The following is a 16,187-nucleotide window of genomic DNA, read 5'->3' on the forward strand; positions in this document are numbered from 1 at the left end:
CGGTATTTTGGGTTTGAACTGGGTTAAAAATGTGGGAGGAGGGCTTGCTCCCGATGAGGGTGGGTCGGTGGATAAATCTTTAGCTGACCCACTGCCATCGGGGGCAAGCCCCCTCCCACATTTGATCGCTGTACATCAGGTAGATATCACCTGGCTTTTGATCTGCTTTGCTTTGGCTTTGGCTTTTGATGTTGATCTCAGGCGCCCCGTTGACCACGCTGCCCTCGCGCAGCTTTGACGGGGCGCCTGAGATCAAAAGCAAAAGCGCGGCGGCCTAAGAGCCGACCGGTATTTTGGGTTTGAACTGGGTTAAAAATGTGGGAGGAGGGCTTGCTCCCGATGAGGGTGGGTCGGTGGATAAATCTTTAGCTGACCCACTGCCATCGGGGGCAAGCCCCCTCCCACATTTGATCTCTGTGCATCAGGTAGATATCACCCGGCTTTTGATCTGCTTTGCTTTGCTTTGGCTTGTGATTTTGATCTTAGGCGCCCCGTTAACCACGCTGGCCGAAAACAGGTAGTACGGAGCGGGTAAACCGGCAGGACGCCGGTTTAGCCGCGACGGGGCAGGGACGCCCCGTCGCGGCGGCCCGCTCCGTAGTACCTGTTTTCGGGCACACCGAGCCTGGGCGAGGTGCCGAGTGGTGGGGCAAGAGCCCTTTTGGTTACTTTTGGGGCTCTTTTCCAAAAGTGACCCGCTGTAAGAGCGGAACCATAACCCGCCATCACCCAAATAACGGATATGTACTCAATCAACGCCGCAAAACCCGCTCCCGTGCCCGAGCCGCCTGCTCCGGCAACCCCAGTGCCTCGTACACCCCCACCAAACTCCGATTAACCGGCACATCCCACCCGTCATACCGGCGCCTTAACTCCAACCCCTGCTGCGCCGCAAACCAATCCCCCGCCTGCAGCCGCGCATCCAGCTCTACCAGCGCAAACAGGTCCCGCTGCGCATGGCTGCCGCCAATTTCATTCAGCCGAGGCAGTGCGATACCCAACTGCTCCAGCGCCCCCTGGGCATCCCCCCGCGCATGCGCCAGCAGCCCACGTGCCAACGGCAGCGTGACCTCACCCCACACCGGTCGCGCGGTGAAACTGTATTGACGCAACGCCGCCAGCAGCGCGTCCGCCTCCGGCTTGCCGGCCCGGGCCAGGCCGTACAGGTACTGCACGCTGAGGAATGGCTGCACAGTGTCGCCGACCCGCCGTTGCAGGTACGGCGCCAGCGCCTGCCAGCGCTCACCCACGTCGATACCGGCGAGTTCCAGGCGGGCCAGCAATGACACGGCGCCGACCTGGTCCTGGGAGTATTCCGGCAGGATGCCCCACACGTGCTGGTCGTAGATCTGCAGCACGCGTTGATTGTCACCGCGGGCCAGGTAGAACAGCGCCAGGTGCCACCAGTTGTGGGTGTACATAAATGAATTCAAACCGTCCCAGTGGTGCTTCACGCCTTCGAGGAACGCCGTGCCTTCTTCGATGCGGCCGTGGGTCAGCAGCACATGGGCCAGGGCGTGTTGCGCCCAAGGCTCGGAGGGTTGCAGGCGCAGGGCCTCGCGGGCGCTGGCTTCGGCTTCTTCAAGCAGGTGGCATTGCTCGTAGGCGAAGGCCAGCAAGCCGTGGCTGTGGGCGATATCCGGCGCGCCGGCGGTGGCCTTGAGGCCGATGCGCAGCAGCGCCGGCCAGTTGCCGCGGTTGAACTCCAGGTATTGGTTGAGCTTGGCGGCGAACAGGTCGCGGGGGTAGCGGTCGAGCAGTTCTTCGCTCAGGCGCAGGACCTGGTCGAGGTCATCGTTGATCCACGCTTGCAACACCTCCAGGTACAGCTGGGCGCGCGGGTGACTGCTGTTCACGGCGGCTGCGCGCTGGCGGTATTTTTCTGCCAATGCAGGGCCCTCGGGGGACTCGATGAACATCAGCAGGATCCCGGCAAAAGCATTGGCCAGCGCAGAATCCGGGTCGGCATCGGCGGCGGCGAGAATGCCTTCGGCGCGGGGCTGATAGCCGAGAAAACCACCGATGAAATCGTCCAGCCCTTGGCGGGTGAAGGGGTGGGTGGTGTCGATGGGGTTGCCCAGGTAATCCAGTGACATGGTGTAAAGGCTCGTCTGTTCGAATGGCGATTACAGGGGCAAACCTTGTGCCATAGGCCAAAGGTAAACCCTGTGGGAGCGGGCTTGCTCGCGAATACGCTGTCTCAGCCTGCATTTTCATCAACTGATCCACCGCATTCGCGAGCCAGCCCGCAGCCACATTTGAGCTGGGGTGTTGCTGCTTTTTGCACACTCAGGCGCAGCACTGTGGTTTTTTCATCACCCAGGTAGCACGAACACCCAGCAATTGCCGCCAAACCCCCATGGCACAGGCCTTGCAAAATCCTCCTTATATTTTTCCAGTCGAGGAGCTTCCATGCGCCCATTCTCTTTTCGCCGTGTCCTCTCGTCCGTGGGCCTGTGCACCGCGTTGCTCGCCGGGTCGGCGCTGGCCCAGCCCCAGGAGGGTGGGGTACTGAACCTGGTGGCCCAGCCTGAGCCGCCGTCGCTGATGCATGGCGTGGTCAGCCATGTGTCCACCCAATATGTCAGCGGCAAGGTGCTGCAGGGCCTGTTGACCTTCGACACCGACCTCAACCCCAAGCCGGTGCTGGCCAAAGCCTGGACCATTTCCCCCGATGGCCTCACCTACACCTTCCAATTGCAGGACGGCGTGAAGTGGCACGACGGCCCGGCGTTCACGGCCGATGACGTGGTGTTCAGCTTCCAGACCTTCTACCCGGAGGTGGACAAGCGCCTCGGCGGGATCATCACCGAGTACGTCGACAGCATCACCGCCAAGGGCCCGCAGCAGGTGGTCTTCCACCTTAAAAAGCCCTTCGCGCCACTGCTTTCGGCGCTGGGCAGCGGCCTGCGCCCGGTGGTGCCCAAGCATCTTTACGAGAACACCGACTTTCGCAACAACCCCTACAACCTCAAGCCAGTGGGCACCGGGCCGTTCGTGTTTGTGGAATGGAAGCGCGGCGCCTACATCAAGCTGGCCAAGAACCCCAGCTATTGGAAAAAGGGCTTGCCGCACCTCGACAGCATCATCTTCCACGTGATCCCTGATGCCTCTTCGCGGGCGGCTGCCTTCGAGCGCAACGATGTGCAAGTGCTGCGCAGCGGCGATGCCGATTACGCCGACCTCAAGCGCCTCACCGCGTTGCCCGATGTGCAGTCGTCGGAGAAGGGCTGGGAGCTGTACGCCGGCCTGGCCTTCCTGCAGATCAACACGCGCAAGCCGCCGCTGAACAACCCCAAGGTGCGCCAGGCGATCCTGTATGCGCTGAACCGCCAGTTCATCGTCGACAATATTTTCTTCGGCTCGGGCAAGGTCGCTCAGGGTGCGTTCGTGTCGACCACGCCGTACCACGACCCGCAGTTGCCGCAGTACGCCTATGACGTGAAAAAGGCCAAGGCGCTGATTGCCGAATCCGGTGTGGACGTGGGCGCGGTGCGTATCCGCCTGCTCAATGGCGAGAAGGGCGGCGCCTGGGAGCGCCTCGCCGAGTACACCAAGCAAGCCCTGCAGCCCCTGGGTTTCAAGGTCCAGGTGGTGACGTCCGACGCGGCGACCTGGTTCCAGCGCGTCAGCGACTGGGACTTCGACCTGACCTACAACTTTATTTTCCAGGTCGGCGATCCCTACCTGACCAGCGCCTATCTGTTCCGCTCCGACTACATCCTCAAGACCTCGCCGTTCGCCAATGTCAGCGGCTACAGCAACCCCGAGGCCGATGCGCTGTGGAACACCGTCGCCAATACGCCAGAGGGCCCCGAGCGCAAGAAGCTCTACAGCCAGCTGGAGAACATCTTGAACACCGACCTGCCCATCGCGCCAATCTTCGAGATGCGCTACCCGACGCTGTTCCACACCCAGGTGAAAAACCTGCTGCAGACCGCCACCAGCCTCAATGAGGACTACGAAAGCGTCTACCTCGAGGCGCCGGCACCATGAACGGCGCGGTGTATCTCGGCGGGCGGCTGCTCAAGGCGCTGCTGATGGTGGTGGCGGTGCTGGTGTTGAGCTTTTTGCTAATCCGCCTGGCGCCCGGCGACCCGGCGCTGCTGTTGGCGGGTGAAGCGGGCGTGGACGATGTGCAGTTCATCGAGCAACTGCGCCAGACCATGGGCCTGGATAAACCGCTGCTCCAGCAGGTGCTGATTTACCTGGGCAACATTGCCCACCTGGACCTGGGGTATTCCTACCGCAACCAGACCTCGGTGTGGTCGCTGATCGCCGAGCGTTTGCCGGCGACTTTGGCGCTGATGGGCTCGGCGTTCGTATTGTCCTCGGTGCTGGGCGTGGCCCTTGGCGTGCTGGCGGCGCAAGCGCGGCAGAAGCGCCATTGGCTCGACGGCGTGATTTCCCATGGAGCCTTGTTGCTGTATGCGATGCCGACATTCTGGCTGGCGATGCTGATGATCCTGCTGTTCTCCGTGAGCCTGGATTGGCTGCCGGCGTTCGGCATGGAAACGGTGGGCAAAGACTTTTCGCTGCTGGATCGCCTGCGCCATTTGCTGCTGCCGTGCGTGTCCCTGAGCGTGCTGTTTCTTGCCTTGTATATCCACCTGACCCGCGCCGCCGTGCTCGATGCCCTTGGCCAGGAATACGTGCGCACTGCCCACGCCAAGGGCCTGCACCCACGGCGCGTGCTCTACGTGCATGTGCTGCGCAATGCACTGCTGCCGGTGGTGACGTTCGCCGGCCTGCAACTTGGCCAACTGGCCAGCGGCGCGTTGCTGGTGGAGGTGGTGTATTCCTGGCCCGGTATTGGCCGCTTGATGTACGACGCTCTGGCGCAACGCGACTACGGCGTGTTGATGGGCGGCTTTCTGGTGATCTCGATTCTGGTGGTGGGTTTCAACGTGTTGACCGATGTGATCTGCCGGTTTCTCGACCCACGTATCGGCGCTGGAGGGCAGGGCTGATGGCGCTGTTCAGAAACTTTATCCGCCAACCCTCGGCGCTGCTTGGCGCGCTATTCCTGCTGGTGTTGGCGACACTGGCGCTGGCCGCGCCGTGGCTGACCAGCAGCTCGCCGTGGGAAATGAACACGCAACCGATGCTCCCGCCTTTCCACGATGCGTCGCACTGGCTGGGCAGCGACTTGCTCGGCCGCGACCTCGGCAGCGGCTTGCTCTACGGCGCCCGTGTGTCGCTGGCGGTGGGGGTGTTGGCCAGCCTGTCGACCTTGTTGGTGGGGTTGCTCGTCGGCGCCATTGCCGGGTACGTGGGCGGCTGGCTCGACGGCGTGCTGATGCGCATCGCCGAGTTCTTCCAGATCATCCCGCAACTGGTGCTGGCGGTGATCCTGGTGGCGGTGCTGGAGCCATCCCTGGGCTCCATCGTGCTGGCGATTGCTCTGGTGGCCTGGCCGGGTGTGGCACGGCTGGTGCGCAGTGAGTTCCTGACCTTGCGCCAGCGTGAGTTCGTGCAAGCGGCGCGGGTGCTGGGCCAGTCGCCGTGGGGGATTATCCGCCAGCAAATCCTGCCGAATGCCCTGGCGCCGTTGCTGGTGACCATGACCTTTGTGATGGCCACGGCAATCCTCACCGAGGCCGCCCTGGCGTTCCTCGGCCTCAGCGACCCGGAGGCCATGAGCTGGGGTTACATGATCAACGCGTCGCGTGGCCTGCTGCGGGATGCCTGGTGGATGAGCTTCTTGCCGGGGCTGGCGATTGTGCTGTGCGTGCTGGCGGTGAACCGGGTTGGCGAAGGCCTGCGCGTGGCGTTTGAACCGAGGAGGTCGCGATGACGTTATTGAGTGTCGAGCATCTGCGCATCGCGCTGCCGGCGGGCGCCGACCGCAGCCATGCGCTGTATGACCTGTCACTGCAGTTGCGCAGCGGCGAATGCCTGTGTGTGGTGGGCGAATCCGGCTCGGGCAAGTCGATGCTGGCCAAAGCCCTGCTGCGCCAGTTGCCGGTGCCGCTGACCGTGCAAAGCGGGCGGCTGCAGTTTCGCCAGGAGGACCTGGCGACCCGTAGTGAAGCGGCGATGCGCGAACTGCGCGGGCGCGATATCAGCATGGTCTTCCAGGAGCCGATGAGCGCGCTGAACCCGCTGCTGCGCGTGGGTGAGCAGATTGACGAAACCCTGCGCGCCCATGGCGTCAAATCCGCCGCCGAACGCCGCAGGCGCGTGGTGGAACTGCTCGGTTATGTCGGCCTGCCGGACCCCGAGCGCCTGCGCCAGGCTTATCCTTTTGAACTCTCCGGCGGTCAGCGCCAGCGTGTGGTAATTGCCATGGCGCTGGCGTTCGATCCGGCGCTGTTGATTGCCGATGAACCCACCTCGGCGCTGGACGTGACCACCCAGGCGCAGATCCTTGAGCTGTTGCGCAGCATCCAGCAGGACAAGGGCATGGCGTTGTTGTTTATCACGCATGATTTTGCCGTGGTCGAGGCGATCGCCGACCGCGTACTGGTGCTGGAACAAGGCCGCGTGGTCGAGCAGGGCAGTGCGCAGCAGGTGTTGCGCGCGCCCCAGGCGGCGTATACCCGGCAACTGCTGGCGGCGGTGTCGGCCCAGCCCTTGGCGCCGCGCGGCCGGGTCGACGGTGCCGTGGTGCTCAAGGCCGAGCAACTGGGCAAGGCGTTCAGCAGCCGCATTGGCTGGTGGGGCCGACGGACCACCCAGGCGCTGGACGCCGTTGGGGTGCAACTGCGCGAGGGCGAAACCCTGGGTGTGGTCGGCGAGTCGGGGTCGGGCAAGTCGACGTTGGGGCGTTGCCTGGTGCGGTTGCTGCGGGCCGACAGTGGGCAGATCCAATGGCTGGGCCAGGACGTGGCTGGGCTGACCGAGGCGCGGTTGCGGCCACTGCGCAGTGACGTGCAGATGATCTTCCAGGACCCGTTCGCCTCCCTCAACCCACGCCAGACCGTGGGCCGTATCATCATGACCGGGCCGTTGGTGCAGGGCCGCTCCAACGCTGACGCCGAGCAGCGCGCGCGGGCGCTTCTGGCGCGGGTCGGCCTGCCCGCCACGGCCTTCGACCGCTACCCCCATGAGTTTTCCGGCGGCCAGCGCCAGCGTATCGGTATCGCCCGAGCATTGGCTGTGGAGCCCAAGGTATTGATTGCCGACGAGTGCGTCTCGGCCCTGGATGCGTTGATCCAGGTGCAGATTTTAGAGCTGCTCGAGTCGCTGCAACGCCAGCTGAAATTGAGCATCGTGTTTATCACCCATGACCTGCGTGTAGCGGCGCGTTTGTGTGACCGTATTGCCGTGATGCAGAACGGGCAGGTGGTGGAACAGGGCGAAACGGCGGCGCTGTTTGCCGACGCGCGCCACCCGTATACCCGCAGGTTGTTGCAGTGTGTGCCGAGTGGCCCGAGCCCAGCGGTGTACGCAATCTGAAGGTGGGGGCGGGCGTGCTCGCGAAAACGCGGTTTCAGCCAACCTGTTCGGTGGCTGGTACAGCGCTTTCGCGAGCAAGCCTGCTCCCACAGTCGACCGCATGTATTTATCAAGGAATGTGCTGTTTATGAGTGCCTCTTTTACTGATTTGCCGATAGTGCGTGGCGAGTTATTGGACATTCGTCTCGGGCGCCGCCTGAGCATCGCCCACCATGTGGGCAGCACTGAGCGCGACACCGTGGTGTTTTTCTGCCATGGCGCCGGCGGCAACAAAGACCAGTGGCGCCTGCAATGGCAAGCGCTCAAGGCACGGGGCTACAGCCTGGTGGCCTGGGACCTGCTGGGCCATGGCGACAGCGCCCGTCCGCGTGCGGCGCACGCCTACGCCTGGGCCGAGCTGGTGGCGGACTACGCGGCGATCCTGCAGCGCTACGCCGGCGCGCGTAACCTGATTGTCGCCCACTCCTTTGGCACCGGCCTGAGCCTCAGCGCATTGCTGGCCCGGCCGTCGGTGCCGATCGACGCGGCGTTGCTTCTGGGCACGCAGCTGTATCGGCCAGCGGCTGGCGGCGGTTTGATGGCCTTGCCAGCGTGGGTGCTGGAGTGGCTGCGCCCGGTCCTCGCCAAAGGCTTTCGCGAGCGCGCCTGGCACGCGTCGGCGGATCCGGCGCTGGTGGCCTATGAAGAGAAACTCACCGAGCGCAACCGCCTCTCGATGTTCAAGGCGCTGATCAAAAACGCCGAATGGCCGGCGGCTGAGTTGATCCCCAGCCTGGCGTTGCCGGTCACGGTGCTGGCCGGTGACAGCGACGGCCTGACCCCCGCCAGCGGTGGCCAGGCCCTGGCCGCGCAGTTGCCGAATGCCGACTTTGCACTGCTGCAAGCCTGTGGTCACCAGTTGATGCTGGAACAACCCGACGCGGTGCTCAAGGCACTCGACGCGCTGCTGGCGCGCCGCTGATCACTTGCCCACCTGCCAGGCCTGGCGTCGGTCGAAGGGTTGAACGTTAAAAAATAACGCGACGGATTTCAGGCCGACGGCGGGTACACAATCAACTGCAGATAGCCCTTGGTATAGCGTTTGCCCCCGAGCGGCAGTTGCTCGGCCTCGCGCATTTCACTGGTGCTGTTGACCCGCATCAGCACGCCGACCGAGCCGTGTTGGCGCGCCTCTTTCAGCCAGGCCTGAACCTGCCCCAGCTCGACTTTGCGTTGCACCGAACCTGCGTACTGCAGGCCGTAGCGCAGTTCGCCTGCGGTGTCATACAGCGCCACGTCCGTGCGCTTGAGGCGCCAGGCCATGGCACTGGCGTTCTCCAGGGCATTGGCCAGCAATACATGGGTGTGCTGCAGCTCATCCAGATGCTCCAGCACAAACTGGTCGGGCATTTCGTTATCGGCGATCTGCGCCGGCATGCTCGCCGGCAGCAGAATCACCAGCAGGCCGATGCCCAGGGTCGGCATCGCCCATAGCGTCAGCGGACGGAAGGCGTGCAGCAGGTTGGCGAGGATCCACACCAACAACACGATAAAGGCCAGGGACAGGCTGAACATCTCGGCGAGGCTGTTGCCGTACAGCGGCTTGGCGATTTGCAGGTAGATCAGGCCGATCATCGCTGCCGTGCCGATGGCCAGATTGAGCAGGCCATTGAGGCGCAACGCAGCGGCCTTGCCGCGGTTGAGCTGATCGACCAGGGTGTGCCCCATCAGCAACGCCAGGGGCAGCAGGCACGGCATGATGTAGGTCGCCAACTTGCCGTTGCTCAGGCTGAAGAAGCCCAGCGGCAACAGCAGCCACAGGGCGAGGAAGGCGATTGGCGGTTGGCGTTTTTCGGCCCAGGCCTTGCCCAGGGTGGTGGGCAGCAAACCGGCCCAGGGCAGGCACGCCACCGCGATGATCGGCAGGAAAAACCACCAGGGACGCACGTGTTGCGCGTTGTCGGCGCTGAAGCGGCGAATGTGTTCATTCCAGAAAAAGAAGCGCCAGAAATCCGGTTCCTGCAGGTGAATCGCCAGCGCCCACGGCATGCACACCAGCGCCGCCACGCCCACCGCCAGCGGGCCATAGCGCAGCAATTCGCCCAGGCGCCGTTGCCAGAGCATGTAGGGCACGGCAATCAGCACCGGCAGTGCCAAGGCCAGAAAACCCTTGGTCATGAACCCCATGGCGCAGGCCAGGCCCAGCAGTGCCCAGGCGCCCAGCCGACCCCGTGAGGTGCTGCTGTCGAGGGCAAACCACAGGGCCACCAGGCTCAGGTTGACCCACAGGGTAAAGAGCGGATCGAGGTTGGAATACCCGGCTTGCCCGGCCACCAGGCCAAAGCTGAGGTAGAGCAGGGCGCCAGCGAAATGCTTGCGCGGGTCGTGCCACAGGCGCCGGGCGATCACGTAGGCCAGCAACACGCTCAGGCCGGTGCTCAGCGCCGAGGCGATACGCACGCCGAACAGGTTCTGGCCGAACAGGGCCTGGCCCAGCGCGATCAACCAGTAACCGCCGGCGGGCTTCTCGAAGTAGCGGATGCCCAGGTAATGTGGTGCCACCCAGTTGCCGCTCAACAGCATTTGCTGGCTGATCTGGGCGTAGCGGGTTTCGTCCGGGGTCCATAGGCCGTGCAGGCCCAAGGGCAGCAGGTAAAACATGGCGATGGCCAGCAATAACACCGGCAAGGGTTTCAAGCGGGAAATCACCACGTCGCTCCTTGACGTTTAACTGCCGGCAGTTGAAGTAATAAATGAATAACGGGACTCATTACTGCGTTCACTGAGTTACCTGAAAAGTCATGGCGCCGTTAATTAAAAGGCGCAACCAAACATGCCAAAACATGGCTGTCGTTCTGCTGAACACGTGTTAATAGGCGCGGCGGATAGGCCACGTCTTAAAGTTGCTTGAGTGCCGCCGGCCAGTCCGGGTTGTTCACCAGGCCCAGGGTTTTGAAGGTGCCATTGGGCAGCACCTGCACGAACAACGCGCTGCCGTATTCCGGGAACGCGGCGCGTGGGTAGCCCTGGCTGCTTTCGAAGTCGGCGATGCAGCCGCTGTGGGTGACGAACACCAGGTTGCGCCCCGGTATCTTGTGGCGCAGCAGTTCTTCGCCCATGGCGGCACCACAGACGGCTTGCTGGCCGGAGGTAAGCTGATTTTTAGCAAACATGAAACGCAAGGTCTGGGCCGTGCGGATGGCCGGGCTGGCGAGCACGTCGCTGGCGTCCATGCCCAGTGTTTTAAAGGCCTTGCCGAGGTTTTCCGCTTGCAGGCTACCGTTGATCGTCAGGCCTTCGACCGGCCCCAGGCACGGGTTGGCCGAGCGGTCGCAGCGCTCCTCATGGCGCACCAGCACGATCAGGTCACCATCGCGCCACAGCGGCAGCACCTGGGAGGTCAGCAGGCGATTGCCCACGCCCAGGTCCCGTGGCGACGAGGGCCACACCAGGCTGCCGGCGAGCACCAGGGCGAGCACGACAACCCCCAGCCAAAGGGCCGGCCAGCGCTTGAGAAAGCCTCGGCGTGAGCGTGGTTTGGTCAGGGTAAGGTCAACCACTTCATTCACCATGGGCACTGTTGGCAATGTTGTATGTATCAGGCGCAACGTGTTGGCGAATAACCGCAGTGACATCAAAGGCTGGCACAGGGTGGCTGTCTTTTCGCTGAACATGCTGCGGTTGAAAGTTGTCAGCTGTTGCAACTAACACGCTGTTGAACAGTGACGCATGGCCGGTAATTTAAAGGGCCGTGGGTGGGCGACCGGTGAAATCCATGTGAAAAATTTGCGTGGCCCTGATCGCCAGCCGTTATTCTCGATAGCCACCCCTCGAACGAGTGTTGCCATGTTGCAGGTGCACGATGTGTTTAAAAGCTACGCCACTCCCCAGGGGCCCCTGGCCGTGCTGGCGGGTGTCGACCTGCACCTGGCCGAGCGCAGCAGCCTGGCGCTGATGGGCGAGTCCGGCAGCGGCAAAAGCACCCTGTTGCACCTGGTGGCCGGGCTCGACCGGGTGGATGGCGGCAGCATCCAGGTGGGCGAGCAGCGTCTCGATCAACTGAACGAGGCGCAACTGGCCCGCTGGCGGCGCACCGAAATCGGCCTGGTGTTCCAGCAGTTCAACCTGATCGGCAGCCTGCGCGTTGACGACAACCTGGCCTTCCAGGCCCGGCTGGCGGGGCGCTTCGATGCCCACTGGCAGGCGCAACTGGTGGAGCGCCTGGGCCTGGGGGATCTGCTCAAGCGCTACCCGGAACAGCTCTCGGGTGGCCAGCAGCAACGGGTGGCCGTGGGGCGCGCGCTGGCCTCGCGCCCCGGCCTGCTGCTGGCCGACGAGCCCACCGGCAACCTCGACGAAGCCACCAGCGACGACGTGCTGCAACTGCTGCTGGACCTGCTGCGCGACAGCCCCACCAGCCTGTTGATGGTCACCCACAGCCTGCGCATCGCGGCACGGTTGGACCGCCAGGTGGTGTTGCAGCATGGCCGGGTCATGGCGACGTGAGCCTGTTTTATTGGACCTTGCGCGCCTTGCTCAGCCATTGGCGGCGTCATCCCGTGCAGTTTTTCAGTGTGTTGACCGGCTTGTGGCTGGCCACCGCGCTGTTGACCGGCGTGCAAGCGCTCAACAGCCAGGCGCGCGACAGTTATGCCCGCGCCAGCCAGTTGATCGGCGGCGAACCCCAGGCCAGCCTCAGTGCGCCGGACGGCGCGAGTGTTCCACAGGCACTGTTTGCGCAACTGCGCCGTGCCGGGTGGCCGGTGTCGCCGGTGGTGCAGGGCCGGGTGCAGCTCAAGGGGCTGGAGGACGTGCGCCTGCAATTGATGGGCATCGACCCGCTGTCGTTGCCCGGCAGCGGCGCGGTGGCCGGGCAGCGCTTGAGCCAGGCGCAGATGCTGGGTTTTTTTACGCCGCCGGGGCGCACCTGGATCGCGCCGCAAACCTTACAGGCGCTGGGGCTGCACGCCGGCCAGCAACCGCTCACGCTTAGCGGGCAGCGCCTGCCGCCCCTGGAGGTTCGGCAGGACATGGCGCCCGGCCTGCTGCTCACCGATATCGGCTTTGCTCAACCGTTGCTGCAGATGCCCGAGCGACTTTCGCGCCTGCTGGTGGACAAGGCGTTTGCCGCCGGCCATCCCACCCCGCCCGCTGCACTGCAACTGCAGCAGGGCGAGGACAATAACCTCGCGCGCCTTACGGAGAGCTTTCACCTCAACCTTGATGCTTTGGGTTTTCTATCGTTTGTGGTGGGGCTGTTTATCGTGCACGCCGCCATCGGCCTGGCCCTCGAGCAGCGCCGTGGGCTGTTGCGTACGTTGCGTGCCTGCGGCGTGAGTGCACGCCTGTTGATCCTGGGGCTGGGCGTCGAGTTGGGGGTGTTATCGCTGCTGGGGGGCGTGCTGGGCGTCGCCAGCGGCTACTTGCTGGCCAGCCTGTTGCTGCCGGATGTGGCCGCCAGCCTGCGCGGTTTGTACGGTGCCGAGGTGCCGGGGCAATTGAGCCTGAGCCCGTGGTGGTGGCTGGCGGGGCTGGGCTTGAGCCTGCTCGGCGCGGTGCTCGCCGGTGCCGGCAGCCTGTGGCGGGCAGCGCGCTTGCCGTTACTGGCACTCGCCAATGCCCAGGCGTGGCACGAGGCCCATGGGCGCTGGTTGCGGCGCCAGGGCTGGGTCGCGGGCACCGCGTTGGCGATCGCGCTGCTGGCGCTGTGGCTGGGCGACAGCCTGGCCGCCGGGTTTGTGCTGATGGCCGCGTTGCTGCTGGGTGCCGCGCTTGGATTGCCGGTGCTGCTCAATGCGATGCTCAAGGCCGTGCTGGGGCGCAGCCGTTCGGTGCTCGGCCAATGGTTTCTCGCCGACTGTCGCCAGCAATTGCCCGCGTTGAGCCTGGCCTTGATGGCGCTGCTCCTGGCCCTGGCCGCGAATATCGGCGCGGGCTCGATGACGTCGGGCTTTCGCGACACGTTCAACCACTGGCTGGAACAACGCCTCACCGCCGAGCTGTACCTCAACCCGCAAACCCCGGCCCAGGCGCAACAACTCGGCGCCTGGCTGACACAGCAACCGCTGGTGCAGACCGTGTTGCCCACCTGGCAGGTCGCCGTGCACGTGCAGGGCTGGCCGGCAGACGTGTTTGGCGTGGTCGACGACCCGACCTATCGCCAGCATTGGCCGTTGCTCGACGCGGCGCGCGCACCGTGGGACCAGTTGCAGCAAGGCGACACGCTGATGCTCAGCGAACAGTTGGCGCGGCGCCTGGCCGTCACGCTGGGGGATACCGTGAGCATCCCCACACCGCACGGGGTCTGGTCGCCCAAGGTGGTGGGCATCTATGCCGATTACGGCAACCCCAAAGGGCACGTGCTGGTCAATTCCGCACACCTGCTGGCGCACTGGCCGGGGCTGTCACCGGCGCGCTTCAACCTGCGCGTGGCGCCGGCCGATGTGGCCCCGCTGATACGTGAGGTGCAGCGTGCCTTTGCCCTGGAAGACAGCCGTATCGTCGATCAGCAGCAACTCAAGGGCTGGTCGAGCCAGGTGTTCGAACGCACCTTTGCCGCCACCGCCGCGCTCAACAGCCTGACCCTCGGGGTGGCCGGCGTGGCGCTGTTTATCAGCTTGCTGACCCAGAGCCAAAGCCGCCTGGGCCAACTTGCGCCGTTATGGGCGTTGGGTGTGACGCGTCGGCAGTTGATGCTGCTGAACCTGGGGCAGACCTGGCTGCTGGCGCTGCTTACCCTGGTCCTGGCGTTGCCGCTGGGCGTACTGCTGGCGTGGTGCCTGGACGCGGTGATCAACGTGCAAGCGTTTGGCTGGCGCCTGCCGTTGCAGGTATTTCCAGGGCAATTGGCGCAATTGCTCGGGCTGGCGATGCTGGCGACGTTGTTGGCGTCGGCCTGGCCACTGTGGCAGTTGTACCGCAGCCGCCCGGCTGACCTGTTGAGGACATTTGCCCATGAAGATTAAATCGCTGCTGTGGGCGGTGCTGCTGTTGGTGGCGGCGTGTGACAAAGTCCCGGCCCCCGAGGAGAGCTTCGCGGGGTTGGGCAGTGACGCGGCGGACTTCGCCCAGCTGGTGCCCGGCAAAACCTTCAGCTTTCCCGAGGACCATGGCCCCCACGCAGGTTTTCGCATTGAATGGTGGTACGTCACCGCCAACCTCAAAGACGCCCAGGGCAACGTGTTCGGCGTGCAGTGGACGCTGTTTCGCAACGCCCTTCAGGCCGGGCCAGCGCAGGCGGGCTGGCAGGACTCGACCGTCTGGCTTGGGCATGCCGCCGTCACCTCCGCCACCCGCCACTATGCCGCCGAGCGTTATGCCCGTGGCGGCGTCGGCCAGGCTGGGGCCCAGGCGACGCCGTTCAATGCCTGGATTGATGACTGGAATTTCGCCACCCGCCCCGGTAGCGCAAGTGCGTTGGCAGACATGCAACTCAAGGCCAGCGGTGCGCACTTCGCCTACGACCTGCACCTGACCTCCAGCCGCCCGCTGGTATTGCAGGGCGAGGGCGGCTTCAGCCGCAAATCCGATCAGGGCCAAGCGTCGTACTACTACAGCCAGCCGTTTTTCAGTGCCCAAGGCAGCGTCACCATCGACGGCAACACCTACCAGGTCAGCGGCCCCGCCTGGCTCGACCGCGAATGGAGCAGCCAACCGTTGGGCGCCACCCAGAGTGGTTGGGACTGGTTCTCCCTGCACCTGGACCGTGGCGAGCAGTTGATGCTGTTTCGCGTACGGCAAACCGACGGCGCGTCGTACCTGACCGGCACCTGGATCGACCGCGAAGGCCGCACCGAAACCCTGCACAACGCCGATATCCAACTGGCGCCGCTGCACACCACGAGCCTCGACGGACGTGATATTCCCACGCGCTGGTCGCTGAAAATTCCCGGCAAACAGCTGGATATCACCCCTCAGGCCGTCAACCCGAATGCCTGGATGGACCTGAGTATTCCCTACTGGGAAGGACCGGTGCAGTTCGACGGTGGGGTTGGTTACCTGGAAATGACCGGGTATTGAGCGCTTTCTGTAGGTGCTTTTTCTAAGCTAAGTAGGCAACTTCCCAAATGTAATCCGCCCCCCCCTCGGCTTGTGTCCGGGGCGGGGTTGCTTGCTTATATTTCGACGCCATCTTCATTGCATCCGGGATGTAAGGCATGGCGCAGGGATATATCAACGACCACACAACGGACTACGAGAGTTTGAAATACCGCTTGATGGGCCGCGCGCTCAGCCAGCAGCGCTCTGCTCATTTTGATGTGTTGAACCGGCACCTGCGTCCAGGGCTGGTGGGGCCTGGGCAACTGGTGATTATTCCCGATCCTTACAGCGTCGCGTGTTCATTTGAAGAGGCCTGGTTGATGCGCCATGCCGAAGAGGTGCGTCGTACTCTGGATAGGCAGGCGGCAGTCGGCGCGGCGGTGATCGACAACTATGACTTGCTGCAGAGCTTGCTGACATATGGCTCGATTGGCATCGGCAGTGCGACATCGGCGTGGGCGCGACACCTGGATGAGGTGGCGCAGACGCTGGAAGACGTGGAGCGCTTGCACCAGCGGCTCAAAGCCGGCGGGTTGGACCGGCAAGCCTTTATTCAGCAGCGCCAGGTGCTGTTCCGTCGGTTGGATCTGCAACTGCAAGGCGCGGCACGGTTTGGCACGGGCTTGCAGGGCAATGAATCGTTGAAGAAAGTGTTGGGGATTTCGACCAGGAGCTATCTGCATAAAGGCGAGATTGCGGGGTACGCGAAGCGGATGCGGGAGATCGCGCAGGTGTCGAAGTGGTTGGGCAAGGGGACTTATGTGGGG

13 protein-coding genes are annotated in these 16,187 nt (G+C 64.0%); 10 read left to right on the forward strand and 3 right to left on the reverse strand.

The features are described from left to right. Nucleotides 1-238: hypothetical protein (locus tag GIW02_RS25220; RefSeq protein ID WP_236422162.1), on the forward strand; the 238-nt coding region annotated here is incomplete at its 5' end. A gap of 514 nt (nt 239-752) precedes the next feature. On the opposite strand, the gene GIW02_RS25225 is transcribed toward GIW02_RS25220, so the two are convergent. Then, nucleotides 753-2,096, reverse strand: coding sequence for a tetratricopeptide repeat protein (locus GIW02_RS25225; protein ID WP_236416929.1), 1,344 nt, complete (start codon nt 2,094-2,096; stop codon nt 753-755). A 316-nt stretch (nt 2,097-2,412) separates the two neighbouring features. On the opposite strand from GIW02_RS25225, the gene GIW02_RS25230 reads away from it, so the two are divergent. The 5 genes from GIW02_RS25230 to GIW02_RS25250 all read left to right on the forward strand — a co-directional run bounded on the left by GIW02_RS25230 (nt 2,413) and on the right by GIW02_RS25250 (nt 8,362). After that, nucleotides 2,413-3,996 (forward strand): ABC transporter substrate-binding protein, encoded by a 1,584-nt coding sequence (locus GIW02_RS25230; protein ID WP_236416941.1) that lies wholly within the window; start codon nt 2,413-2,415, stop codon nt 3,994-3,996. Next, the gene (locus GIW02_RS25235) at nt 3,993-4,970 is read left to right on the forward strand and encodes an ABC transporter permease (protein WP_236416942.1); all 978 of its coding nucleotides are present in this window, start codon (nt 3,993-3,995) and stop codon (nt 4,968-4,970) included. Before GIW02_RS25230 ends, GIW02_RS25235 begins: the two co-directional genes overlap by 4 nt. Continuing rightward, on the forward strand, nt 4,970-5,797 hold the full coding sequence (locus GIW02_RS25240; protein WP_236416944.1) for an ABC transporter permease: 828 nt from the start codon (nt 4,970-4,972) through the stop codon (nt 5,795-5,797). The genes GIW02_RS25235 and GIW02_RS25240 overlap by 1 nt, the downstream gene beginning before the upstream one ends. Then, nucleotides 5,794-7,401 carry an ABC transporter ATP-binding protein gene (locus GIW02_RS25245; RefSeq protein ID WP_236416946.1) on the forward strand — a complete coding sequence of 536 codons (1,608 nt, stop codon included), beginning with the start codon at nt 5,794-5,796 and terminating at the stop codon, nt 7,399-7,401. Before GIW02_RS25240 ends, GIW02_RS25245 begins: the two co-directional genes overlap by 4 nt. A gap of 127 nt (nt 7,402-7,528) precedes the next feature. Continuing rightward, on the forward strand, nt 7,529-8,362 hold the full coding sequence (locus tag GIW02_RS25250; protein ID WP_236416947.1) for an alpha/beta fold hydrolase: 834 nt from the start codon (nt 7,529-7,531) through the stop codon (nt 8,360-8,362). A gap of 68 nt (nt 8,363-8,430) precedes the next feature. Here the strand turns inward: GIW02_RS25250 and arnT are convergent, their stop codons facing one another. Together arnT and pmrG are read right to left on the reverse strand one after the other, a co-directional pair. Beyond that, nucleotides 8,431-10,086 carry a lipid IV(A) 4-amino-4-deoxy-L-arabinosyltransferase gene (gene arnT / locus GIW02_RS25255; protein WP_236422164.1) on the reverse strand — a complete coding sequence of 552 codons (1,656 nt, stop codon included), beginning with the start codon at nt 10,084-10,086 and terminating at the stop codon, nt 8,431-8,433. A 191-nt stretch (nt 10,087-10,277) separates the two neighbouring features. After that, nucleotides 10,278-10,952 (reverse strand): lipopolysaccharide core heptose(II)-phosphate phosphatase PmrG, encoded by a 675-nt coding sequence (gene pmrG / locus GIW02_RS25260; protein ID WP_236416949.1) that lies wholly within the window; start codon nt 10,950-10,952, stop codon nt 10,278-10,280. A gap of 274 nt (nt 10,953-11,226) precedes the next feature. Between pmrG and GIW02_RS25265 the strand changes: the two genes are divergently transcribed. From GIW02_RS25265 to GIW02_RS25280, 4 genes are all read left to right on the forward strand, one after another. Beyond that, entirely contained in the window at nt 11,227-11,886 is a 660-nt protein-coding gene (locus tag GIW02_RS25265; RefSeq protein ID WP_236416951.1) for an ABC transporter ATP-binding protein, read from the forward strand. Next, nucleotides 11,883-14,345 carry an FtsX-like permease family protein gene (locus GIW02_RS25270; RefSeq protein ID WP_236416952.1) on the forward strand — a complete coding sequence of 821 codons (2,463 nt, stop codon included), beginning with the start codon at nt 11,883-11,885 and terminating at the stop codon, nt 14,343-14,345. The genes GIW02_RS25265 and GIW02_RS25270 overlap by 4 nt, the downstream gene beginning before the upstream one ends. Continuing rightward, on the forward strand, nt 14,335-15,399 hold the full coding sequence (locus tag GIW02_RS25275) for a lipocalin-like domain-containing protein (RefSeq protein ID WP_236416954.1): 1,065 nt from the start codon (nt 14,335-14,337) through the stop codon (nt 15,397-15,399). The genes GIW02_RS25270 and GIW02_RS25275 overlap by 11 nt, the downstream gene beginning before the upstream one ends. Before the next feature lie 137 nt (nt 15,400-15,536). Then, the coding region (locus GIW02_RS25280; protein WP_236422163.1) for a hypothetical protein at nt 15,537-16,187 on the forward strand (651 nt) is incomplete at its 3' end.

The organism is Pseudomonas syringae (assembly GCF_021606685.1).
Lineage (GTDB): Bacteria > Pseudomonadota > Gammaproteobacteria > Pseudomonadales > Pseudomonadaceae > Aquipseudomonas > Aquipseudomonas syringae_R.

Excerpts from the sequence above, each read along its gene's own strand:
- pmrG (WP_236416949.1), bottom strand. The coding sequence starts at position 10,952 with ATGGTGAATGAAGTGGTTGACCTTACCCTGACCAAACCACGCTCACGC.
- GIW02_RS25240 (WP_236416944.1), top strand. The coding sequence starts at position 4,970 with ATGGCGCTGTTCAGAAACTTTATCCGCCAACCCTCGGCGCTGCTTGGC.
- GIW02_RS25235 (WP_236416942.1), top strand. The coding sequence starts at position 3,993 with ATGAACGGCGCGGTGTATCTCGGCGGGCGGCTGCTCAAGGCGCTGCTG.
- GIW02_RS25245 (WP_236416946.1), top strand. The coding sequence starts at position 5,794 with ATGACGTTATTGAGTGTCGAGCATCTGCGCATCGCGCTGCCGGCGGGC.
- GIW02_RS25275 (WP_236416954.1), top strand. The coding sequence starts at position 14,335 with ATGAAGATTAAATCGCTGCTGTGGGCGGTGCTGCTGTTGGTGGCGGCG.
- GIW02_RS25265 (WP_236416951.1), top strand. The coding sequence starts at position 11,227 with ATGTTGCAGGTGCACGATGTGTTTAAAAGCTACGCCACTCCCCAGGGG.
- GIW02_RS25225 (WP_236416929.1), bottom strand. The coding sequence starts at position 2,096 with ATGTCACTGGATTACCTGGGCAACCCCATCGACACCACCCACCCCTTC.
- GIW02_RS25250 (WP_236416947.1), top strand. The coding sequence starts at position 7,529 with ATGAGTGCCTCTTTTACTGATTTGCCGATAGTGCGTGGCGAGTTATTG.
- GIW02_RS25230 (WP_236416941.1), top strand. The coding sequence starts at position 2,413 with ATGCGCCCATTCTCTTTTCGCCGTGTCCTCTCGTCCGTGGGCCTGTGC.